The following is a 23,994-nucleotide window of genomic DNA, read 5'->3' as shown; positions in this document are numbered from 1 at the left end:
TTAGTGTTCTCTATTCTTTGACAAGCTAGCCGCTTTATCTGCATCATACCACCAGCTATCAATACCTATTGCATAACTTGGTTGTATGGCTGGCTGACCAAATTTATTCCAATATGCATAATAGGTTTTACTGTTATACCACATTGGAATCATCGGATATTCTTGGGTCAAAATGCGATCGAGTGCCCGTCCAAGTGGTATTAATTCACTTTGATTGCCAACATTTTTCACTATTTCAGCAATAATCGAATCAATCGCCTGATTATGTAGTCCGGAACCATTATATGAAGAATTTAAATATTCGCTCCCCCATAAAATCATTAAATCGGAAGAGGGATAATTTACCGCACTATAATTACGAGGCATCATATCATAATCACGTTCACGCATCCTGCGCGTTAATTGCGCATAATCTAATGAAGTTATTTTCATTGTAATACCTAAACGCGCTAAATTTTGTTGAAAAGGTATCGCATATTTGATGTCTTCACCAAGATAAGTTAATAGCTCAAATTCAAAAGGTTGCTGGTTTTGGGCATTAATTAGTTTTCCGTCTTTAATAATCCAACCGGCTTCTTGCAATAATTTAGCGGCGGTTAATAAGTTATTGCGATTAAACCCTTGTCCATCACTTTTCGCAACCGTATAGGCTTCATCAAACGCTTGCTCGGGAATAATATCTTTATAAGGTATTAACCATTTGAGCTCTTGCTCACTCGGTTTACCTTTTGCTGCATAAATAGTATTTTCAAAAAAGCTAGCTGGTCTTTTATAACTATCATAATAAAATGCGTGATTTAACCATTCAAAATCAAACGCTAAGGTTATTGCTTGTCTAACTCTAACATCTTTAAAAAAATCTTTTTGCAAATTGAACGCTAACCATCTAGTATTTACCGCGGTTTCCACGTTTTTTTCATGTTTTATAATATCTTTTGCGTCAAAATATTTTCCTTGATATTGCGTAAACCAGTTTTTCGGTTGCCCTTCACCGCGAAAATCATATTCCCCTGCTTTAAACGCCTCTAAAGCAATACTCGTATCCATATAATAATCAATACGTTTTTCATCAAAATTATCTAAGCCTTTATTAACAGGTAAATCCTTTGCCCAATAATCAGGATTACGCTTATAAACCACGTACTGCCCCATTTTATAATCACTAATATAATAAGGACCACTACCAACAGGCGGGGTACTTAATGGCTCAGAAAAATTATGACTTTGCCAAAAATGCTTAGGAATAACCCGCATACTACCGACAAAAGAGAGCAGTTTTTCACGATCGGTTTCCGGCAATTCCACTCTAACCCGATAGTCATCTATCGCTTTAACATTTACCCCTTTGTTATAAACTCGATATTGTGAAACACCTTCAGTCATAAATTTATGAAAAGTAAATTCCACATCATGGGCAGTTATTGGCTTGCCATCTTGAAAACGGGCATTTGGATTAATAAAAACTTCAGCCCAACGATAACTATCTGAATAAGTAATTGAAGTTGCTATCAGTGGATAAAAGCTGGAAATATCATCAGCGGTTGAGGTAAAAAGTGAATCATATAACGAATCCGAATAATGTTCCGGTGCGCCACGACTAGCAAAACGATTAAAATTATCAAAAGTACCTATTTCATGTAGTTTGATAATCCCACCTTTGGGGGCATTAGGATTAACGTATTCTAGATGGTCAAAATTTTCAGGATATTTGGGATCTCCTAGCAACGAAAAAATGGTTTTATGGTAAATATGCTCGACAGGTTGGCTAGGTTCAATGCTATCAATCGAAGGGTTTACAATAGTCTTAGTGGTTGAGCTAGCTTCTATTGTTGCTTCTGTAGGCAAAATGATATTCGGTTTTTTTTTGGCATAAACAGTCATTGAAGTAATGAATAATCCACTCAAGCAGCTTGAGATGAATAACTTTTTCATATTTATTTTTCTTTGACTGTTCATCCTAATTTAGTTCCTATTTTACCATTTAACTATCAATCTGCGATTTTACTTGATTTATTATAAAAAAATTAAATTATCTAAAATACTGAAAATAACATATTGAGAGTTAACTATTTTGCCAAACTTCAATCCAATGAGCAAAACCTAATTAATAAACTTAATAAGAATCTTGAATTATAACATTAATAGTTATCTAAGATTTATTTTTTTAAAATTAACCAAATATTTTTACATTGATGAATTTTAATTTGGAGGATTAATTGTAAAAAAAATGAAATAATTTTTTGTATAAAAATTTAGCAATTCAGTCGATATTCTTTTATTATTTCAGCTTTCAAGGGGGATGCTCGGCTTAATGTTTCTGACTATTAGCGGTTAAAAATAAGGATATCCATTTTAATGAATCAATCATTTTATCAATATTGGGGAAAGTGCCAACAAAGTGATACTTCAGAGAAGTATCATCTTCTGGCTTATCATAATTTAGATGTCGCGGCTTGTGGCTATTTTATTGTTAAAAATAATTATTTCAATTCTGCTGAATTATTTGAACAACTTGGTTTCTCATCCAATGAAATTGAAAAAGCCGCCCTTTGGTTTGCCTATTTTTTAGCTTGGCATGATATTGGTAAGTTCGCCAATGGATTTCAGCAATTATTTCAACATAATAATCCCAAACTGGTCGCTCCTGATCCCTCTAAAGGTTATTTCAGTCGGCATGACTCACTTGGACACTGGTTATGGAAAGAATATCTAATTGAAAAATCTGAAATTCAATTAGAGCAGTACAATAATAATATTAAAGATATATATGATATCTGGTTATTAATTATGACTGGTCATCATGGAAAACCACCAATATTAGAGGCTAAAGGAAAATTATCATTCAACGCACACGATAAACAAGCATCACTAGACTATATTAAAGCGATTAATCAACTATTTATTGTCGATGCTAAATTAACGTGTTATCCGACCAACTTTTTTGACAAAACCTTTCGTAAAAATCTTACTAAACTGAGTTGGTTATTAGCTGCCATAACAGTTATCAGCGATTGGTTAGGTTCCAATGAGCAATTTTTCCCTTTTTGTTCAAAATCAATGGAGTTATCAGAGTATTGGGCAAACTATGCACTCGCCAATGCTGAAAAAGCCGTAGCAACTTTACCTAAAAGGTCCTCGATTACTCCTTTTAATGGTATTAAAAACCTGTTTCCATTTATAGAAAAGCCGACACCACTTCAACAACAAGCACTATCCTGCCAATTAACCAATATTGGACCTGAATTATTTATTATGGAGGATGTCACCGGTGCAGGTAAAACCGAAGCATCCATGATTTTGGCACATCGATTAATGGCTGCCGGGAAAGCACACGGTATTTACATCGGTATGCCTACGCAAGCAACCGCTAATGGTATCTATCAACGAACGGCAAAGGTCTACGGCCAATTGTATCAAGCCGATAGCCATCCATCACTGGTTTTGGCTCATGGTGCAAGTTACATGAATCCGACTTTTACTCAAACAATAATTAATTTAGATAATATTAGCCAGCAAAAATATCTTAACAATGATAATTCAGCCAGTAGCGAGTGCAATGAATGGTTTGTCGATACTCGTAAAAAGTCATTACTGGCGGAAGTTGGGGTTGGTACGTTGGATCAAGCATTGATGGCTGTAATGCCGTTTAAACATCAATCGCTGCGATTATTAGGGTTGCGTCATAAATTACTTATTTTAGATGAAGTTCATGCTTATGATAGTTATATGGTAAAACTATTAGAATCATTATTGCATTATCATGCATCGCAAGGTGGCAGTGCAATTATTCTTACCGCGACTTTACCATTTTTTCTGCGCGAAAAATTGCTTAACGCCTTCTATAGTGGATTAACATCAACACCATCGTCTTTAACAGTTAATACAGATTTACCCTTTCCTTTATTTACTCAACTAAATCAAAAAAGCTTAGTCGAACACGCAATAGAAACAAGGGATGAAGTAAAGCGACAAGTTAAGATTGACTGGATTGATAATATCAATTCCGGTATAGAAAAAATAAAGAAGGCAATTGAGCAAGGAAAAATTATTTGTTGGATAAAAAATAGTGTGGCTGATGCCATTAGTTTATATCAACAAATAAAACAAAATTTGCATCTTGATACTAAGCAAATTTTGCTATTTCATAGTCGTTTTGCTTATTGTGATCGTTTGGCTATCGAGCAAAAAACTATCGAATGGGCGGGAAAAACCTCAAATAACACCATTCGCTCGGCAAAAATCATAATTGCGACTCAAGTCATTGAGCAATCATTAGATCTTGATTTTGACGAAATGATTAGTGACATTGCACCTATTGATCTATTGATTCAACGTGCTGGGCGTTTACAACGACATGTGCGAGATAAACACGGAAATATCAAATCAGCCACTCATCAGAATCAACCACGTGATGAGCGAAATCCACCTATATTGACCGTATTTGCGCCAACATGGCAGGATGATCCAAGCGAAGATTGGCTAGATAATCCAGAATTTCGCAATACTAAATATGTTTACGCTAATCATGCCTATTTATGGTTTACCCAACGGGTTTTACGTGAAAGAGGTGTTATAACAATGCCTGAAGAGGCGAGACTACTTATAGAAGCTGTTTATCGCCATGATCTTGAACCACCAGAAGGTTTACAAGAGGCCTTTTATAAAGCATTAGGAGAACAACTAGGACAAAGTTCACAAGCTAAAAGTATTATATTGAATTTTAATAAATGCTATAGCCGTGAACAGTTCAATGGTGAATGGGATAAGGAAATTGAAGTTTCAACCCGTTTATCAAGAGATAATATTGATCTTTATCTAGCATATCAACAAGATGGAAAAGTTATTCCTTACTGTAGTAGTAACGAATACGCATGGGAACAAAGCCATGTTACAATTAGTGCATCTAAATGGGCTAGAGTTAAAAAAGCCGTCCCACAACTTGACCAGCAGCCTCTAGAAAAATTGAGACAACAAATACATAGACCAAATGCCATTATTGTTCTTATTGAAAAAGAGTCTTCTTTTTATTCTAAGGAATTAGGCTTTTATCTAAATTAATTTAATTCAAAGTTAAATATTAATAATTTTAACTGGCAATAAGTTGAGTGAATTTTATACAGAAAAATCGGTAAAAAATTGCTCCCTTATATTTCAATTATAAAACAAATGGTTATAATTAGAGTGTTCCCTATACACATAGGGATAAACCGTGCCGAAAACACCCTTCACTGTAGCCATTTGTGTGTTCCCTATACACATAGGGATAAACCGCACCGTAGATCGTCGCCATGCCCTCTGTAACCGTGTTCCCTATACACATAGGGATAAACCGGCACATTGTCAGAATGTGGCGGATTAGCGTATGTGTTCCCTATACACATAGGGATAAACCGTTAACCCGCGGTCATTCGTAACAACGTTTGATGTGTTCCCTATACACATAGGGATAAACCGGAATTTAACAAAGTTAACAACCACCTGAATAGGTGTTCCCTATACACATAGGGATAAACCAGGTGATGATATGGAGCAACGTATTAATAATGTGTGTTCCCTATACACATAGGGATAAACCGCGCAAAAATGATATTTCGGAAATTACCGCAGCGTGTTCCCTATACACATAGGGATAAACCGGTATTCATGATGGTTACAACGAACATGTTTCAGTGTTCCCTATACACATAGGGATAAACCGCCAGATTTCCGAAAGTTAAACTCAATGACGCTGTGTTCCCTATACACATAGGGATAAACCGACTGTTGAATATTATTTACACTATCAAATGATGTGTTCCCTATACACATAGGGATAAACCGGGCAACATAGCGATATTGTGTCGCTCGCAACTGTGTTCCCTATACACATAGGAATAAACATAATAACAATTAGTTAAAATCGAATATTAATTAACTTTGATTAACCAAAGCCAAAATATTTTGGATTGCGGTTTTAGCTTGATGGCTATTTTTCCAGCATGATGATCCTGTCAATAAAGCGCCTTTATTTAATATTTCATCTAAGTTGGTATTACGTAATTTTTCAAAGGAATCAAATTCCATCTGTTGTAATCTTTCTACTATTTTATCGCCAACGTATTTCAGCTCTAAAAGTTGTTTTTTTTCTAATTCTGAAAAAGCCATAATTTTCCTCTCTCTTTTGCAAAACTTTTTATGATTTTATTGATTTAAATTTAGCTTTTTCCATTTCCTAATTTTAGTTCTAAAGGATTTAAATGGCGCAACAGAATTGATGTGTATAAAACGTGCAACAGGCCATGCTGAAGGGTAAGGTTTTGTCCAATTGCGGGCATCTTTAGTAAAAAGCGTATTATCATCTAATGATACTATCCAACTATTCCAAATCGCCAGTTTCTGTTTGAATAATTCAATAAGTTGTTGTAACGAATAATCTTGATAAATATGATAAAAGTGTTGATATAGCTCGCCTAACTGATTCCATTTATACCCTTCAGCAGGTAAAACTGGCGTTTTTCCTGCCAATTCATCATCATCCCAAGATTTGACCAGATCTAACCATCCTAATTGATAGGCAATCATCTGCGCTGGGGTTCGGTCGACACCTTCAATAAATTTATCTTTATCAGATTCAGATAGTTCACTGAATTCATCGATAAATAGCTTGGCGGTTTTATTAATTTCATCCAATAGTTGTTGTTTGTTTTCGTAATTCATATCTGACGACTCTTCATTTGTTATCATTTATTAATCATAAATGATAACAATACTATAGCCTTAGATCAAAAAGCATATTATGCCTGCACCAATTTAGCTCATGCGCGCAAATAAAGTGCGTTATTCATTTTTATTAATACTGTTTATACGTTTACAAAACCGTGGTTGCTAGCTTATAAAATAAACTTTTATCCCTGCTAGAAAATAGTTTAGGTTTAGGTCTAGTAATTTAACAAACTTGGTCTTTAACTATTTGGCATAACTTTTGCATTACTTTAAATAACAATAAATAAATCACCACTATTTTTTATGTATAAAGAGGTAATAGTATGTCAATCACGAGCAAAATAAATACCACCATTAAGTTAACGTTTCTCGCCGCAGGATTATTTACCGCTAATCTAATCTATGCCGCCGAAAATACCATAAAAATCGGGGTATTACATTCACTTTCTGGCTCAATGGCAATATCAGAAAGTACTTTAAAAGATACCCTATTAATGCTGGTAGAAGAACAAAACAAAAAAGGGGGTGTGTTAGGTAAACAAATAGAAGCCGTGGTAGTTGATCCCGCATCAAACTGGAGCCTTTTTGCAGAAAAATCACGTGATTTACTAGCTAAAGATAAGGTATCAGCGGTATTTGGTTGCTGGACTTCTGTATCAAGAAAATCGGTATTACCTATCTTTGAAGAACTTAATGGTATTTTATTTTATCCCGTTCAATATGAAGGTGAAGAATCATCCAAAAATATCTTTTATACCGGTGCAGCACCAAATCAACAAGCAATTCCTGCTGTGGATTATTTGCAAAAAGAATTTAATATTGAACGTTGGGTATTAGTCGGTACTGATTATGTTTATCCTAGAACCACCAACAAAATTTTAGAAACTTATCTCAAAGATCATTATGGCGTAAAAGATAGTGACATAATGATTAACTACACGCCATTTAGCCATTCTGACTGGCAATCTATCATTGCTGATATTAAAAAATTTGGTTTAGCGGGAAAAAAGACCGCTGTGATTTCAACTATTAATGGTGATGCCAATGTTCCTTTTTATAAAGAATTATCTAACCAAGGTATTAGCGCAGACCAACTACCGGTAATTGCTTTTTCAGTTGGTGAAGAAGAGTTGTCTGGTATTGATACGGCTCCATTAGTTGGTCATTTAGCATCTTGGAACTATTTTCAATCGATTGATAATGATTTAAATAGTGAATTTATCAATAACTGGCACGCTTTTACTAAAAGTGATAAGCGGGTAACCAACGACCCAATGGAAGCAACCTATATCGGCTTTAATATGTGGGTGAAAGCGGTAGAAAAAGCGGGCACAGATGATACAACAGCTGTTCAAAACGCATTAATTGGCGTAACAGTACCGAATTTAACCGGTAGTTATGCCGTGATGATGCCAAATCATCACATCACTAAACCTATTATGATTGGCGAAATTCAAGACGATGGTCAATTTGAAGTGGTATATAAGTCAGCTGGTACGATTGTCGGTGATGAATGGTCAGATTATTTACCCGGTTCAAAATCAATGATTGCCGATTGGCGTACACCGTTGGTATGCGGTAAATATGATGTGAGTAAAAAAGTTTGCCTAAAAGATTAATCATCTCGAATCCTAAATATTATGCATGGTGAGTCACTCTCACCATTTATCTGTAATAAAGTTCTCAATGCATAATCGGTTAATCAATATAGCAAACAGAAGCATAGGAATAAATAATGAGAAGAATGATATTGATATGTCTGTTATGGATGATCACCAATCTAGCAACAGCAGCGCTACCTGACCAATTTGCCCAGCGGTTAGCCAAAGGTTCCTTGACTGAAAAACAACAATTAATCAATGAAATGATTAAGGAAAATGATGCATCAATACAGCCACTTTTCACTGCATTAGTTGAGGGTAACTTATATTGGTTGGATACCAATAGTACACTTGCCATTAAACAGGATAATCAATTTATTAATTGGAGTAATAAACAAGTTATTGATCTACCTAAAAACCAGTTTAAACGTATTACTATAAACAATAACATTCGCCAGTTAGTTGCTCAATACCAACTCCAAATCAAACTTAGTAGTAATACCATTCCAACAAGACGTAATGCAGCAAAAGCGCTTTTTGGACATATTCAATCACCGTCACAAATAAATATCATTGTTGAAAGGTTAGCACTAGAGCAAGATAGTGAAGTTAAACAACGATTACTTGAGGCATTAGCATTTGCAAAACTTGAGAATTGTCAGCAAAACGAATGTTTAGTTCTACTTACCCAACTTAGTAATGTCACTAATCCTATATTTGTACAAAAACTGCAACAAATGACATCAATAGAGGGTTCGCAAATAGTCAAAGAAAAAGCGCAAAGCCTACTTGATAAATTAACTCAAAAAAAAGCGATGTATGAAAAAACTGAACAAGTCTATTTTGGCATTAGTTTAGGTGCGGTACTTGTGCTTGCAGCAATTGGTTTAGCCATCACGTTTGGTGTTATGGGTGTAATTAATATGGCGCATGGCGAATTAATTATGATTGGTGCATATACCACCTATGTAATGCAACAATTATTGCCTAACTATCCTGGTATAGCGTTAATTCTATCTGTCCCTGCTGCATTTTTAGTATGTGGTGCGGTAGGCATGTTAATCGAAATCAGTGTCATTAGATATCTATATGGTAGACCACTCGAAACCTTACTCGCCACTTTTGGTATCAGCCTACTATTACAACAATTATTTAGAACCCTATTTTCACCGTTAAATAAAGCGATAATCACGCCAAGTTGGATGCAAGGTTCAATTCAGGTCAATGACTTTTTATCACTCACGATTAATCGACTATATGTTATTGGCTTTAGCTTAACTATTTTTATTGTTCTGCTATTAATTATGAAAAAAACATCTTTAGGACTAAATGTCCGAGCTATTTCAATGAATCCACTAATGGCAAGATGTTTAGGGGTTAAAGCTAGCTGGGTAAATGCATTAACCTTTGGGCTAGGTTCAGGCATTGCGGGGCTTGCGGGAGTTGCGCTATCACAAATCACCAATGTTGGTCCTAATCTTGGGCAAAATTATATTATTGATTCATTCATGGTGGTGGTATTTGGCGGTGTTGGTAATTTATGGGGGACGTTAATAGCCGGTTTAACTTTAGGATTAGCCAATAAATTTTTAGAACCAATTACCGGAGCCATGTTAGCTAAGATTATGGTACTTATTAGTTTAGTACTATTTATTCAAAAACGACCTCGTGGTCTTTTCCCACAACGTGGTCGAGCTGTAGAGGGATAAATATGTTAACGAAATATTTTAATCAAGATAATGGGCGTTATGTACTATTTTGCCTAACTTTATTAGTCATCTATTTAGTGATGGCTAATCTTTTTTTCCCAACCAATAGCCTGTTTTATGTCGGAAATCAGACCATTATTTTAGTCAGTAAGTACTTATGTTATGCCTTACTTGCGTTATCAGTTGATTTAGTTTGGGGTTATTTAGGCATTCTAAGTTTAGGCCACGGTGCCTTTTTTGCACTGGGTGGTTATATGATGGGGATGTATTTATCTGTACAAGGTGAAAATGGCTCAACCACTTTACCTGAATTTGCCTCATTTATTAATTGGCAAAACTTACCTTGGTACTGGATGGGAGCCGATAATTTCTTATCTACTTTGCTACTGGTTATGCTAATACCTGGCTTAGTGGCTTTTATATTCGGTTATATGACATTTCGTTCCCGCGTTTCGGGTGTTTATCTGTCAATCATCACCCAAGCCCTTACCTTTGCATTGATGTTGGCATTTCAACGCAATGAGATGGGTTTTGGTGGCGATAATGGTCTAACTAACTTCAAATATTTATTAGGCTTTTCAATTACCAGTAATGGGATGCGAGTAATGTTATTACTCATAACTCTAATTGTGGTAGTTATTAGTTATCTAATCTGTTATCAATTAATCAAAAGCAAATTAGGCAAAGTGATTATTGCCATTCGCGATGCAGAAGCGCGCGTTAGGTTTGTCGGTTATCGTGTTGAAAATGTCAAATTGGCAGTTTTTACTTTCTCGGCTGTATTAGCCGGTATTGCTGGTGCCTTATATGTACCACAAGTCGGAATTATCACACCCATTGAATTTTTACCACTTAATTCAATTGAAATTGTCGTTTGGGTTGCTGTTGGTGGTCGAGCGACTTTATATGGCGCCATCGTTGGTGCATTTTTAGTCAATTATTGTAAATCACTTTTCACCGTATGGTTCCCTGACGAATGGTTATTTGCTTTAGGTCTGCTGTTTGTATTAGTTACCCTATTTTTACCAAAAGGTATTGTTGGTTTACTCAAGCTAACTCATTCGAAAAAACCGCAACTAAAACCACAGGAGGCAAGTTTATGAATAAAAATCCTCTAAAGCAAAATTTAAAATCGGCCTCCTCATTTCTTAAAGATTATGAAGCGTCACCGCAACCCGATTTAGATACCACTAAAGGTATTATTCTTTATTTAGAAGGAATTAACGTTAGCTTTGATAGTTTTAAAGCGATAAATGAATTGAATCTTTATATTAAACAGGGTGAATTACGCTGCATTATTGGCCCTAATGGCGCCGGTAAAACCACCATGATGGATGTAATCACAGGTAAAACCAAACCACAATCTGGTACCGCTTGGTTTGGTCAAAAACTTAACTTATTAACCATGGATGAACCACAAATTGCCCAAGCTGGCATCGGGCGTAAATTTCAAAAACCGACAGTATTTGAAGCATTAACTGTGAATGATAATTTAATGATAGCCAATGCTGGAAAAAAAACAGTTTGGCATACTCTTCGCCATCAAGTTAACCAGATAGAACAAGAACAGATAGAAGAGATACTTTTACTAATCGGTTTAATGGAGATGCGTAATGAATCTGCCGCTATTTTATCTCATGGACAAAAACAGTGGTTAGAATTGGGAATGTTATTAATGCAAAAGCCTCAACTGCTGTTAGTTGATGAGCCCGTTGCTGGGATGACAACTCAAGAAATGGATAAAACCGCAGAGTTATTAAATTCGTTAGCCGGCAAACATACATTAGTTGTGGTTGAACATGATATGGATTTCGTTCGCCAAATTGCCAAAACGGTTTCGGTATTACATCAGGGTTCAATCTTGGCGGAAGGTAATATGGAGCAAGTACAGAATAATCCTAAAGTGATTGAAGTCTATTTAGGACAATCTACCACAGGGAGGAACGTTAATGTTGCTTAAATTATCTAACATAAATCAATTCTATGGGCAGACGCATATTTTATGGGATATCGATCTCTCTTTAGCTAAAGGTAAATGTACTTGTCTCATGGGACGTAATGGAGTTGGTAAAACCACGCTGGTACAGTCTATTATGGGAAATTTAAAAATCAAAAAAGGCAATATACAATTTAAAGACACCGATATCACCCATAAATCTATCGAGACTCGTGCCTATATGGGGATAGGTTATGTGCCACAAGGAAGACAAATCTTTTCTCAATTAACTGTTGAAGAGAATTTGCGAGTTGGTCTTGCGGCTAAAAGATCACGGGCAGCAAAAATACCTGATTTAGTTTATTCGTTATTCCCGGTATTAAAAGAGATGAGAAACCGTCGTGGCGGCGATCTGTCTGGAGGACAGCAACAGCAATTAGCCATTGGTAGAGCACTGGTTATCGAACCTTCTTTATTAATTTTAGATGAACCGACTGAAGGGATTCAACCCAATATCGTACATGATATAGGTTCGATCATTAATCGACTTAATCATGAACTAGGCTTAACTGTACTATTGGTCGAACAAAAATTACCTTTTATTCAAATGGTTGCTGATGATTTTTATTTGCTTGATCGTGGACGTAATATTGCCAATGGTTGCTTAGCACAATTAACACCAGATTTAATTAAAAATTATTTAACAGTATGATTCAAAACAATACAGCTAAAAACAATGCTAATGGCTGGTTAGGTAAACTATCACTATCTTTTGCTAACCGTTTTGGAAATGGTGAACTACAGCGAACTGAGTTAGTTGATCGTCAACAACAAGGGCCTTTAACTATACAACGTCCATTCTATCCAGAAGGAAAACCTTGCCATATATATTTACTCCATCCTCCGGGGGGAATTGTGGGGGGCGATAAACTTGAGCTAGATATTTTTTTAGATCACGATAGCCATCTATTAATGACTATGCCCGGAGCCAGTAAATATTATCGTAGTCACAATAATATTGCGCAGTTAAAACAAAAAGTGACTTTAGCATCAGATAGTATTATTGAATGGTTACCTCAAGAAAATATTTTTTTTAATGGCAGCAACGCTAATTTAACAACTGAATTTAATTTAGCCTTAGGAAGTCGATTGCTAGGTTGGGAAAATTTGTGCTTTGGTCGTCCAGTTATGCATGAAAAATTTGAAAAAGGCAATATCAAAAGCCGTCTGACAATTAATTTACCTGATGAATTAGGTCTTGATGAGCACTTAAAAATTATTAATGGTAATTGTGCTCCTATAGGTAATTACACATATAGTGCGACTTTATTTGCCTACCCTATTGAGCCTGCCATTTTACAACTAGTACAAAAACGGCTTGAAGATAGCATTATTCCAATAGGCGCAACGGCTCTAGGACAATTATTAATCGTTCGTTTGTTGGCCAATGACAATCAGATTTGTCAGCAATATTTACAGCGATTATGGTCGTTATTACGTCCATTAATTATCAATCTACCTGCATGCCCACCTCGAATTTGGGCGACCTAAATTACTTTTTATAAATATGATGAGAAAAAAACAATGAAATTAACACCGAGAGAAAAAGACAAATTATTACTATTTACAGCAGCACTACTAGCCGAAAGGCGAAAAGCACGAGGGGTAAAATTAAATTATCCTGAATCAATAGCACTAATTAGTGCCGCAATTTTAGAAGGTGCTAGAGATGGTTTAACCGTTACTCAATTAATGAATTTAGGACGGAAAGTCTTAACGCGTAACGACGTAATGGAGGGAGTTGCCGATATGATCCAAGATGTTCAGGTTGAAGCAACATTTCCTGATGGTACTAAATTAGTTACTGTTCATAATCCTATTATTTAAAAGGTAAATTATATGATTCCAGGCCAAGTGATTGTACAAGCGGGTAATATTGAATTAAATAAAAATCGTAAAACCATTCAAATAACAGTTGCTAATCATAGTGATAGACCGATTCAAATAGGTTCTCATTATCATTTTTTCGAGGTTAATCAAGCCTTAAAATTTGATCGAGCCAAAAGCTATGGATATCGCTTAGATATTGCAGCCGGTACAGCGGTACGGTTTGAGCCAGGCCAAAGCCGTACTGTAGTGCTAGTTGAACTGGCTGGTAAAAGGCAAGTGTATGGATTCCAAGGCGCAGTAATGGGTGCATTAGATAATAAAGGAATTGAAAATGAGTAATATTTCTAGACAAGCGTATGCAGAAATGTTTGGCCCAACCACCGGAGATAAAGTTCGCTTAGCCGACACCGAGTTATGGATACAAGTTGAGCAAGATTTCACTACTTATGGTGAAGAGGTTAAATTTGGTGGTGGGAAAGTAATTCGTGATGGTATGGGACAAAGTCAATTATGTGCAGATTTGGTTGCGGATGTTGTAATAACCAATGCTTTAATCATTGATCATTGGGGAATTGTTAAAGCTGATATTGGCATTAAAAATGGACGTATTTTAGCTATTGGTAAAGCGGGAAATCCAGATATACAACCAGATATAACCATTGCTATTGGCGCTAGCACTGAAATTATTGCTGGCGAAAATAGCATTGTTACAGCAGGCGGAATTGACTCTCATATCCATTTCATATGCCCACAACAAGCCGAAGAGGCTATTTGCTCAGGAATAACCACATTTATCGGTGGTGGTACCGGCCCAGCAACAGGAACCAACGCAACCACATGTACACCAGGTAAATGGCATATCGAAAAAATATTACAAGCCTGTGATAATTTGCCAGTGAATATTGGATTGTTAGCTAAAGGGAATTGCAGTGTTATCGAACCATTAATCGAACAAGTCAATGCTGGCGCTATTGGCTTAAAATTACATGAAGATTGGGGCTCAACGCCACAAGCAATTAGTAATTGCCTTGATGTAGCAGATAAGATGGATGTACAAGTTGCTATTCATACCGATACCCTCAATGAGTCAGGTTTTGTTGAAGACACTTTAGCTGCCATTGGTGATAGAACCATTCATACTTATCATACAGAAGGAGCCGGAGGTGGTCATGCTCCGGATATTATTAAAGCCTGTGGTTATGCAAATATTTTACCTTCCTCGACTAATCCTACCCGCCCTTATACCATCAATACCATAGATGAACATTTAGATATGTTGATGGTTTGTCACCATCTCGATGCCGGAATTGCAGAAGATGTCGCTTTTGCTGAATCAAGAATACGCAGAGAAACCATTGCCGCAGAAGATATACTACATGATTTAGGTGCATTTTCGATGATCTCATCAGATTCACAAGCCATGGGGCGTGTTAGCGAAGTTATTATAAGAACATGGCAAACAGCTCATAAAATGAAAGTACAACGTGGTGCATTACCTCCAGATAATGAACAAAATGATAATTTTAGGGTTAAACGCTATCTGGCTAAATACACGATAAATCCTGCTATTACCCATGGTATAAGTCATGAAGTGGGATCTATAGAAGTAGGAAAATTAGCCGACCTTGTCATTTGGCAAGCCGCTTTTTTTGGTGTCAAACCTAGTTTAATTCTTAAAGCAGGAATGATAGCTTACGCCGAAATGGGAGATATTAATGCCTCAATTCCCACACCACAACCCGTACACTATCGCCCAATGTTTGCAACCTTAGGTAAAGCAGGCTCTTTATCCAGAATGACATTTATTTCACAAGCGGCTGCCGATTTAAATGTAGCACAAAATTTAGGATTAAAAAGTTTGATTGGCGTAGCAAAAAATTGCCGACAGATTAAAAAACAAGACATGCTACATAATGCATGGCAACCCAATATTGAAGTTGATGCCCAAACGTATGAAGTTAAAGCGGATAATCACTTACTAAGTTGTGAAGCTGCTTCTATATTACCAATGGCGCAAAGATACTTTTTATTTTAATGAATTGGAATTCAACATCATGATAATTTTTACAAAAATCATTACTAAACCATTAACAAAAATACAACTACGATCAGTCAATGATAGTACCATATTAAATATTGATAGCCGCATAAAAAGTCGCATTAAAATTGTGCTTAAAAGTGGTCAGGAAGCCGGTGTTATATTACCTAGAGGTTTATTGATTCGCGGTGGTGATTATCTTGCAACCGAAGATGAATCAATGATTATTGAAGTGTTGGCGGCAAACGAAACCGTATCGACAGCCTACTGCAATGATAAATTGTTATTAGCCAGAGCATGTTACCATTTAGGTAATCGACATGTTCCATTACAAATTGCCGCAGACTTTGTTCGTTATCAACATGATCATGTACTTGATGAAATGTTAACACAATTAGGTATTAACGTTGTTGTTGAACAGGCACCATTTGAACCTGAAGCAGGCGCCTATCAAAGTAGTGCTATCGGTCACCATCACCATTAAGATAAAAAATATGCTTGAATATTTACGTAACTTACAATTAGCCAGTGCCAACTTACCGGTTGGCGGATTCACCTATTCTCAAGGATTAGAATGGGCTGTTGAAGCCAAATGGGTAACCAATCAAATCGAAACTAAAGATTGGTTAATACAGCAAATGTATAGCACATTGCTATTCTGTGATTTACCTATTTTAGCTCGACTTTATCGTTGTAGCATTCATCAAGATGAACAAGGTTTTAGTGATTGGCTCAAAAATTTACTACGTCAACGAGAAACAAGCGAATTAAGACTTGAAGAACAGCAACGAGGCAAAGCCTTTTTTCGATTTCTACAAGGACTAGGGGTTATTTATCCATGGCAAAATTTATTAATGCAGTCACAACTTGCTGGATTTGCTTGGTATGGAGCGACCAGTAAAATTTCATTAGAAGATCTACAAATAAGTTGGAGTTACAGTTGGCTCGAAAGCAATATTATGGCAGCAATAAAATTAGTCCCTTTGGGACAACAAGCAGGACAGCAACTGATTTATCAGTTATCAACATTATTACCTTCAATAATTACTCAGGCGAATGCAATTGAAGATAATGATATTGGCGCGGGTTCTCCTTTAGTAGCTATTGCCAGTAGTTGCCACGAAAACCAATACTCTAGACTATTTAGATCATAAATTAACCGAGTTATTAAAATTATAGAATAAGAGAAGATATTATGAATACCATTGCTCATACACCACTAAGAATTGGAGTTGGGGGACCGGTGGGGTCAGGTAAGACAGCCCTACTTGAAATGCTCTGTAAAACCATGCGCAATAAATATCAATTAGCCGTTGTCACCAACGATATTTATACAAAAGAAGATCAGCGAATTTTAACCGATGCAAAAGCTTTAGAGCCAGAACGTATTGTTGGTGTTGAAACTGGTGGCTGCCCACATACGGCAATTCGCGAGGATGCTTCAATGAATTTAGCTGCCGTTGAAGGATTAATGGAAAAATTTTCCGATTTAGATATTATTTTTATTGAAAGTGGTGGTGATAATCTTAGTGCAACTTTTAGTCCTGAATTGGCCGATCTGACTATTTACGTCATTGATGTTGCTGAAGGCGAAAAAATTCCCAGAAAAGGCGGCCCCGGTATAACTAAATCAGACTTTTTAGTCATTAATAAAATTGATCTGGCCCCCTATGTCGGTGCTTCTTTAGCCGTGATGGAATCTGATACCAATAAAATGCGCATTGATAAACCATGGGCATTTACTAATTTACGGACTAAACAAGGATTAGAAAAAGTTATTGAATTCATTGAAAGCGCTGGCTTATTTAAATAAGTTTTATGACATTCCCAACGTTATCTAGATAAATAATGTTGGGAAAATTAGATACAATGAATAAACATTCAACCTACAAATCAAAACATTAAAAACAAAGTTTTTAATAACCGTTTAGCGTAATTATTTTTCTCTGTTTTGGAAATGCTTTAATTCTTCATCAATAAAATATCTAACTAAATTAGCATACAACTCTTTAATGACATTACCATCAAGACCTAACTCATTAGCCCAAAGCTTTCGTTGTTCAAGCATACTGTCAAAACGCTCTTTAGCTTGCACATCTACTGTATTTTTCTTAAATTTACTTGCTTCTTTCACATATTCAAATCGAGTAGATAATAGTTCAATCACTAGGTGATCAATTCGATCTATTTCAGCTCGAATATCACTCATACCATTGCACTCTTTTAGCAAATGAATAGGATTATAATTCATAATATTAGCCCACTTTATTATTCAGTTAGCTACATTATAGCCCTCTATTTATTTACATGAAATTTATTTGCTATTTTCAGTTGCTTTAGTTTTAATGTCGTTAATGTAAAGCTCTGGATTATCCAATAATGGTTTTACTTTTTTTATTAGTTCATCAGCTCGTTGTTTTTGTCTATTTTCACATTGCTTAATACCAAATAACAAAATAGTTAATATAATTAAGACTAACTTAAATTTATTCATCTCTATTCTACTTCTAAATTATCGCCATTCTTACCAATTCAGAACGGTTACTACAGTCTGGGGGATCTCTATCATATTTAATAAAAATGTCTATTTCATCAACTATTGACAGCCCAACAAATACAACTAGTCTTGTCTTTGATACACCATTAAAATAATGAATGATTTATCTTTTTCTTTTCTGTTTGTTTCATTGTTTCCCTAACGTGCTGCTAAATAATCAAAACAGTCATTACAAAATAACTCATGTAATACTACAATTGGTAGAATCTTCTTTAATTAAGCGTGCCCTCTTGCATAGTGTAATTATTCTAAAAACTAAAAAATCGGATTAGCGTTAAAATGAAAGCGTATGCAGGTATTTAATCATGCAATCAATAAGAATATACACCCTCTATCTAGTAATCTTAAAAAAATACTTTGATTACGCGTTTTTGCGCAGAAATGTGTAAAGGTGGTGTTTTAGCTATTGAGCTGTAGATATTTAATCCCCCCATAGCTGTTATGATAATACGACAAAAGGAATATAAATTAGATTATATTTTAATTGGTTAGCGCTGGTAGATGGCTATTAAAGTTTAATCTATTCTAGAATATCATGACAGTTTTAATAACATTTTATGGAAATAGGTGATATCTTCGCCCAAACAAGAAAAAAATTGATTATCAAGCTTTTCTACTAATGGAGTAGTTTTATTGACCATAACATAGCCATTATCAGTTAATTGAATAGATTTGGCTCTACTATCTTTTATTGATGTAATTCTTTTAACTAATGTTTTTTTTTCTAAATTATCTAAGATCTGCGATACTGTAACAACATCAATATTAGCATGTTGAGATAAAGTTACTTGCGTAACTTCATCACAATGTTCTGAAAGATATGCCAACGTGGTAAGAATAATAAATTGCGGATGAGTTATTGAATACTGTTTCAAACTATTTTTTATTAAACTATGCCAAGCTGCATAGGTTTTCATAAATACAAAACCCATAGATTCTGACGAATCATGTTTAAATTGAGAAGAAAACCTATTATCTTTGGACATACTTATTTTTCTACCAGCTCTTTTAATAAAAATGCTTTATCTATAATATCATTTGAAATATTCTTCAAAAAATCATAACAAACTTTACTTGATAATTCCACTGTCGGTTCTAATTCAATTACCGCTTTTATCGCATACTTATTATCTGAATATTCGATTATTTGATGAGAAAAAAATAAAGCCCCAATATCTGGGATATCAAATCTTTCAGTCAATTCTCTATTAATCAGAACAGTAGATAATACAACTTTCATGGCAGGCATGTTTTCCAGTTTAAATAAACCATTAACTCCACTTTTTATTTCACCTGTTATCGTAAATTCTTCAAGATCTGTTTCCCAAAGTTTTCTTAATGAAAAGTCAGTAAAATATGGCCAAATTTTATGAGGCATGGACACGGTTGGAAGTTCAAAAGAAATAGAAATTTTTTGCATATATAATCCTTATTTATTTAATTAGCGCACTTATAATAAGTACACTAATTAAATACGTCAACTAAATTTTGTCAGTCTTGTTACAAAGTTATGTCACTGACAACAAAAAACGCGATAAATTATTTTTAATATAATTGAATTGGTAGCATTTAAAAAAGGTATTTGCTAATCTTGTGGGGGTATCGTTTTTAGGTGATGCATTAAATACCCGTTAATATACCCCATAAAATTTGGTTATAAATGTGTCTTAATGTACTTTAATGGGTATCAATTAATTGTTTTATCGTTGTGGTTTCTATTTTTTATGGACTTTAATGGATTATAAATATTGAGACAAGGAAAAAAGAATCACATTAATCAAACTATTTCAAATCTTATAATTTGAATTTTTAAAATATCAATCATATATCTAAACCAATACCTAAAACGAAAAGTGCCCCTATAAAGTACTTAGATTCCAAACAATAATAATTTACTTGAAAGTCTCTTTCATGGAGTTGTTTTTGAAGATCAAATTTAAAATTTTGACAGTGAGAAAATTTGTTTAGCCAATCGGTATCCAGTTAAATAATCTTTAAATTTAAATAATTATCCTACTTCACCAAAATACCAATGTTCAACAAAATATTCTTTATCTTCCCAATCAAATTCATTTCTTAAAACACCTTTCTCACTAAAACCTTGAGGTAATATTAATTCCCATTCTTTTGATAAACTTCTGTTTAGCGTAGTATCTAATTTTTCCTGTTCTCTATACCAAGCTTCTGTCTGATACTTGAAATACGCTTCTGAAGTATAGATACAAATTTCACTACTAAACATATCGGGCAAACAAATAACGCAAGTAACTCTAAAATGTTTAAGATTTGATGGCTTTGCTTGATAAATCTGATAAGTAGCATTAATTAAATATTGAGCGCATTGAGCTTGAGTAATTTGATCCGTATACTTTCCTTGCACCAATCGAATATCAACAGGAATTTTTATATTCCAATATCGTTCATCTTCAGTGATTTGTTCAGGAAAATAATCCAAGAAAGATTTAGACCAAGCCTCAAATGCTCTTAAACGACGTTTTTTCCCTCTCAGTTTCTTATTGGTTAAACAGAGCCTTCGTGTCATATATTTACCTAAATAAACTCATTTATTCAAAAGTATATAAGATTATATGTCTATCATAAATTACATTTCCCCTCCATTAAAATAAATTTCTATAAAAACTATGCATACTACACATGATTTCTTGTAAGCCTTATTGTATAAGGATTTGCATTATGCATGATTTACATTTTTGCTATACATAAAAACAAAAAAACCGCCAATCAAGACGGTTACTATAGTGATGATAACTTTAACAAAATAATTCACGTTTAAAGATGTTTAGTATTTCAGCTTCCATATCTTTTAAGCCCTCATTTAGAAAATCTTTTTTAGCAGTAGGGTGCTTAAATTTCATTTTTATAGATAGGTTCGTGACATAAGCAGCATAATTCTCAGTGTAACCAATTCTGCCAGTGATATGAGTAACGTTAATAATTACCTCTCGATATTGTGAGTTAATTAATGTTGATGTATCTATAGGCGTGTAGATTGCTGCTTGTGTAGCTCCTACAATCATTGATGCATGCATTGCTCTAACTGCATTGTCTTTTGTTCTTTTTATAGTTTTATCAAAGCTCTTTATACATCTGTTAATGCCTTTTACTTTTATTCCTATATCAACCTTATTTTATTCTTGTGCAAACTGCTAGTATTTTAGTTTTAGGGTACTTTATAAAGGCTTCGCAAAATGTCTCCTGTTCATAAGTAAACTTATTGTTTGTATTTTTTGATAAATTTTGATTAAAACTCCTTTTATTACACATGCTAGTTGTAACTTCCTCATTTAAATTGTTATAAATTAAATCCAAATCAAATTCGATAGCTTTTTGATTCTCAGTTTTTGATAATAAAATTCCATTAACAATTTCATATGATTGAATTACTTGTTTGCTATGAGTTTCAGAATAATCACTATATCTTTTAAGTTTAGAATCATATTTACTTTTATATTCTTTATAGACGCAGTCCCACTTACCCACAAGATACTCTTTTGTCACCTTATTATCACCACAACCAAATAAAGCGAAACTGACCAAGCTTAATAATAAAATCTTTTTCATACCATCTCCTTTTGGGGTAATGGTATGTTATTTAAGGATTGGGGTAAATAAAAAACCACCACTTGGGCGGTTTGTGTAAATTTTAATTGTGAATTTTTGGCTACTCACAGGCAATAATCTGTCAAATACAAATTATCAGTACCCATCTAGAATTTATTATATAATTCATAGACAAAATAGAAGCTCTAAAAGGCTTTTTTATCTCTGATTGAAATTACTAAATACTTTATATTCAATAAATTGATTAGTAGCTTTTATTATTTCTAATTCTGCACCTTTATATCTTATAACTTTTGATTCTGATAAGTCATATTCAACATTATTTGAAAATGCAGGGCGAGCAAAATCATTATTAAATTCTTTATACCCGATATTAATCTTATTCCCTACTTTACCGTTATAGATTAGTATCTGCTGGAACGCGTTTTGATAAGTTACATTTTTCTTTTGGTAGGAAAATGCAGCATCACCTTTACATAAAGAAGCACCGCTAACAGTAATAATACATAGGTCATTATCGTGTTTATTAGTTCTAATTCCTACAGGTATATCAGCAAAGGCTGATTTTCCTACTGTTACTCCAGAATTTAACTCATTTAAACCAAAAAACAGATACTTTTGATCTTCACCTACTTTTGGGTATTCTCCAGCATGAATAGTAAAATCCACCATCCCACTAACAACTGTTGTTTGAGGAAAATAAACAACATCCCTTGCCGCTACTGTACCCTGTCTAACCATATCATCGCCAATAAATGTTTTTGTAACAACATTCAAATCGGGATAGCTTATTTGCTTTGTTTCGGCTACATAATTATACTTCACCGTGTTGCAAGCGGTTAAAACCAAGCCAAATAAACTTAAAAAGATTATTTTTTTCATACCATCTCCTTGATAATTAAATCTCGGTAATAGTATGAAAAATAGATAATAATATCAATTACAATTTCGACTAAACATTTGTTAATGTTAGACATGGTGTTACATACATCACCGGAATGATTGCTTATGTTTTCTGATATTTTTGTTCAGGCTGTTTAACAGCCATTCTGATGAGCTGTTTTCGATATCGATAGGCGGTTGGCTTACTTCCACGTTGCTTACGTAGTTTTCTACAACAGAGCTACATTGGATACTGCCATTACCAGAGGTGATTTGACGGTTACTTAATATTTGCCCGTTCTCTCCATGTATTAAATATTGTCTCCCACCTTGCATCAATATCTCAGGTTTGCCATCTTCACCAACTCGATATATTCTGTTGAAATCAACAGGCTCGCCATTTTTACCTGAACCTGCTATGGAAAATGCTTTCATCGTTCCTAATGCGGTCATATATAATACTAAGTCCAAGGTTACGGTTGAACGCTTTATGGCAATTATGGTAAGCCTAGCTGCTAGTTAATATGCAGTGGTAAGTGTTGTTTCTGTGATTTGAATAACGGTTGTTGCTTCTTCTGATTGTTGCTATTTATGTAATCATTATTTAGCATCATTAGGGTTAGCGAACTCATTAAATAGCAGTTTAACAATAGAGGCGGAACTCTTGTTTCGCTTTATTTTTCTGACCAAAGGTAAATAACGCTTTTTTCATGTATAACATTGCCAAAGTGAAATATTACTCTTCACCATGATATGTCACCATTGTGCTCATTAAATCGCATTGCTTCGATGTTGATTACTTATACTATCGCTAGAATCTTACAGGAATCGGATTGTTTATGTTTAAGGTCAATTGTGAACTTATCACCACCAGTGATTGCTTTTAAACCTGCACCACTGACCATATAAGGATTTAGAAGAATATTACTGTTTATTGAATTGGTGGAGCCAAGGGGGATCGAACCCCTGACCTCAACGCTGCCAGCGTTGCGCTCTCCCAGCTGAGCTATGGCCCCTAAAGGGATGAAGTAAAACTGTGGCTAATAATATGCAACTAGTTAGAAAGTGTCAAATAATTTAATATTATTTGCTTAAAA

General features: G+C 34.6%; 25 protein-coding genes, 1 tRNA gene and 1 CRISPR repeat array. Of the genes, 13 read left to right on the top strand and 13 right to left on the bottom strand.

All coding sequences use genetic code 11. The features are described 5' to 3' along the window. Positions 1-1,932 carry an extracellular solute-binding protein gene (locus DKK79_RS01860; RefSeq protein ID WP_220018978.1) on the bottom strand — a complete coding sequence of 644 codons (1,932 nt, stop codon included), beginning with the start codon at positions 1,930-1,932 and terminating at the stop codon, positions 1-3. A 423-nt stretch (positions 1,933-2,355) separates the two neighbouring features. On the opposite strand from DKK79_RS01860, the gene cas3 reads away from it, so the two are divergent. Further along, positions 2,356-5,058: a CRISPR-associated helicase Cas3' gene (gene cas3, locus DKK79_RS01855; protein WP_220018977.1), complete on the top strand. Its 2,703-nt coding sequence runs from the start codon at positions 2,356-2,358 to the stop codon at positions 5,056-5,058. A gap of 123 nt (positions 5,059-5,181) precedes the next feature. Beyond that, positions 5,182-5,881: direct repeats of the CRISPR family, unit length 29 nt; unit sequence GTGTTCCCTATACACATAGGGATAAACCG. A gap of 29 nt (positions 5,882-5,910) precedes the next feature. On the opposite strand, the gene DKK79_RS01850 is transcribed toward cas3, so the two are convergent. Both DKK79_RS01850 and DKK79_RS01845 read right to left on the bottom strand, forming a co-directional pair. Next, positions 5,911-6,144: a helix-hairpin-helix domain-containing protein gene (locus tag DKK79_RS01850; protein ID WP_110422601.1), complete on the bottom strand. Its 234-nt coding sequence runs from the start codon at positions 6,142-6,144 to the stop codon at positions 5,911-5,913. Positions 6,145-6,180: 36 nt separating this feature from the next. After that, positions 6,181-6,723, bottom strand: coding sequence for a ClbS/DfsB family four-helix bundle protein (locus DKK79_RS01845; RefSeq protein ID WP_220018976.1), 543 nt, complete (start codon positions 6,721-6,723; stop codon positions 6,181-6,183). 302 nt (positions 6,724-7,025) lie between these two features. Here DKK79_RS01845 and urtA point away from each other — a divergent pair, with 302 nt between their 5' ends. The 12 genes from urtA to ureG all read left to right on the top strand — a co-directional run bounded on the left by urtA (position 7,026) and on the right by ureG (position 17,689). Continuing rightward, positions 7,026-8,321, top strand: coding sequence for an urea ABC transporter substrate-binding protein (urtA, locus tag DKK79_RS01840; protein WP_110422600.1), 1,296 nt, complete (start codon positions 7,026-7,028; stop codon positions 8,319-8,321). A gap of 116 nt (positions 8,322-8,437) precedes the next feature. Next, positions 8,438-10,012, top strand: coding sequence for an urea ABC transporter permease subunit UrtB (gene urtB, locus DKK79_RS01835; protein ID WP_110422599.1), 1,575 nt, complete (start codon positions 8,438-8,440; stop codon positions 10,010-10,012). Between the two features lie 2 nt (positions 10,013-10,014). Continuing rightward, positions 10,015-11,115 carry an urea ABC transporter permease subunit UrtC gene (gene urtC, locus DKK79_RS01830; RefSeq protein WP_110422598.1) on the top strand — a complete coding sequence of 367 codons (1,101 nt, stop codon included), beginning with the start codon at positions 10,015-10,017 and terminating at the stop codon, positions 11,113-11,115. After that, positions 11,112-11,972 carry an urea ABC transporter ATP-binding protein UrtD gene (urtD, locus tag DKK79_RS01825; RefSeq protein ID WP_110422597.1) on the top strand — a complete coding sequence of 287 codons (861 nt, stop codon included), beginning with the start codon at positions 11,112-11,114 and terminating at the stop codon, positions 11,970-11,972. Before urtC ends, urtD begins: the two co-directional genes overlap by 4 nt. Continuing rightward, positions 11,965-12,660 carry an urea ABC transporter ATP-binding subunit UrtE gene (gene urtE / locus DKK79_RS01820; RefSeq protein WP_110423283.1) on the top strand — a complete coding sequence of 232 codons (696 nt, stop codon included), beginning with the start codon at positions 11,965-11,967 and terminating at the stop codon, positions 12,658-12,660. Before urtD ends, urtE begins: the two co-directional genes overlap by 8 nt. After that, entirely contained in the window at positions 12,657-13,499 is an 843-nt protein-coding gene (locus DKK79_RS01815) for an urease accessory protein UreD (protein ID WP_110422596.1), read from the top strand. The genes urtE and DKK79_RS01815 overlap by 4 nt, the downstream gene beginning before the upstream one ends. A gap of 33 nt (positions 13,500-13,532) precedes the next feature. After that, a complete protein-coding gene (ureA, locus tag DKK79_RS01810; protein WP_034883405.1) occupies positions 13,533-13,835 on the top strand; it encodes an urease subunit gamma in 303 nt (100 codons plus the stop codon). A gap of 12 nt (positions 13,836-13,847) precedes the next feature. Continuing rightward, positions 13,848-14,177, top strand: coding sequence for an urease subunit beta (locus DKK79_RS01805; protein WP_110422595.1), 330 nt, complete (start codon positions 13,848-13,850; stop codon positions 14,175-14,177). Further along, on the top strand, positions 14,170-15,873 hold the full coding sequence (ureC, locus tag DKK79_RS01800) for an urease subunit alpha (protein WP_110422594.1): 1,704 nt from the start codon (positions 14,170-14,172) through the stop codon (positions 15,871-15,873). The genes DKK79_RS01805 and ureC overlap by 8 nt, the downstream gene beginning before the upstream one ends. Positions 15,874-15,892: 19 nt before the next feature. After that, positions 15,893-16,360, top strand: a complete 468-nt coding sequence (ureE, locus tag DKK79_RS01795; protein ID WP_110422593.1) for an urease accessory protein UreE — start codon at positions 15,893-15,895, stop codon at positions 16,358-16,360. Position 16,361: 1 nt separating this feature from the next. Beyond that, a complete protein-coding gene (locus tag DKK79_RS01790; RefSeq protein ID WP_375537965.1) occupies positions 16,362-17,030 on the top strand; it encodes an urease accessory protein UreF in 669 nt (222 codons plus the stop codon). Between the two features lie 41 nt (positions 17,031-17,071). Further along, positions 17,072-17,689, top strand: a complete 618-nt coding sequence (gene ureG / locus DKK79_RS01785) for an urease accessory protein UreG (protein WP_110422592.1) — start codon at positions 17,072-17,074, stop codon at positions 17,687-17,689. Between the two features lie 123 nt (positions 17,690-17,812). Here the strand turns inward: ureG and DKK79_RS01780 are convergent, their stop codons facing one another. From DKK79_RS01780 to DKK79_RS01735, 10 genes are all read right to left on the bottom strand, one after another. Beyond that, positions 17,813-18,127 carry a chorismate mutase gene (locus DKK79_RS01780; RefSeq protein WP_110422591.1) on the bottom strand — a complete coding sequence of 105 codons (315 nt, stop codon included), beginning with the start codon at positions 18,125-18,127 and terminating at the stop codon, positions 17,813-17,815. A 63-nt stretch (positions 18,128-18,190) separates the two neighbouring features. Further along, positions 18,191-18,370, bottom strand: a complete 180-nt coding sequence (locus DKK79_RS01775) for a hypothetical protein (protein ID WP_110422590.1) — start codon at positions 18,368-18,370, stop codon at positions 18,191-18,193. Positions 18,371-18,966: 596 nt separating this feature from the next. Then, on the bottom strand, positions 18,967-19,350 hold the full coding sequence (locus DKK79_RS01770) for a MarR family winged helix-turn-helix transcriptional regulator (protein WP_219997464.1): 384 nt from the start codon (positions 19,348-19,350) through the stop codon (positions 18,967-18,969). A gap of 71 nt (positions 19,351-19,421) precedes the next feature. Continuing rightward, on the bottom strand, positions 19,422-19,853 hold the full coding sequence (locus DKK79_RS01765; protein ID WP_110422589.1) for a hypothetical protein: 432 nt from the start codon (positions 19,851-19,853) through the stop codon (positions 19,422-19,424). Between the two features lie 588 nt (positions 19,854-20,441). Next, positions 20,442-20,975: a DUF3916 domain-containing protein gene (locus DKK79_RS01760; RefSeq protein ID WP_034883418.1), complete on the bottom strand. Its 534-nt coding sequence runs from the start codon at positions 20,973-20,975 to the stop codon at positions 20,442-20,444. Positions 20,976-21,204: 229 nt separating this feature from the next. Continuing rightward, positions 21,205-21,483, bottom strand: coding sequence for a hypothetical protein (locus DKK79_RS01755; RefSeq protein WP_220018974.1), 279 nt, complete (start codon positions 21,481-21,483; stop codon positions 21,205-21,207). 94 nt (positions 21,484-21,577) lie between these two features. Beyond that, entirely contained in the window at positions 21,578-22,015 is a 438-nt protein-coding gene (locus tag DKK79_RS01750; RefSeq protein ID WP_110422587.1) for a hypothetical protein, read from the bottom strand. Positions 22,016-22,213: 198 nt separating this feature from the next. Then, entirely contained in the window at positions 22,214-22,897 is a 684-nt protein-coding gene (locus DKK79_RS14580; protein ID WP_220018973.1) for a hypothetical protein, read from the bottom strand. Positions 22,898-23,005: 108 nt separating this feature from the next. After that, a complete protein-coding gene (locus DKK79_RS01740) occupies positions 23,006-23,350 on the bottom strand; it encodes a hypothetical protein (RefSeq protein WP_146211976.1) in 345 nt (114 codons plus the stop codon). Positions 23,351-23,837: 487 nt separating this feature from the next. Then, positions 23,838-23,913 (bottom strand) — tRNA-Ala (locus tag DKK79_RS01735). Positions 23,914-23,994 lie beyond the last annotated feature (81 nt).

Source organism: Gilliamella apicola (assembly GCF_003202915.1).
Taxonomy (GTDB): domain Bacteria; phylum Pseudomonadota; class Gammaproteobacteria; order Enterobacterales; family Orbaceae; genus Gilliamella; species Gilliamella apicola_Q.
The sequence above is the reverse complement of the archived record's forward strand: the minus strand, read 5'-3'. Positions and strand labels throughout refer to the sequence as shown.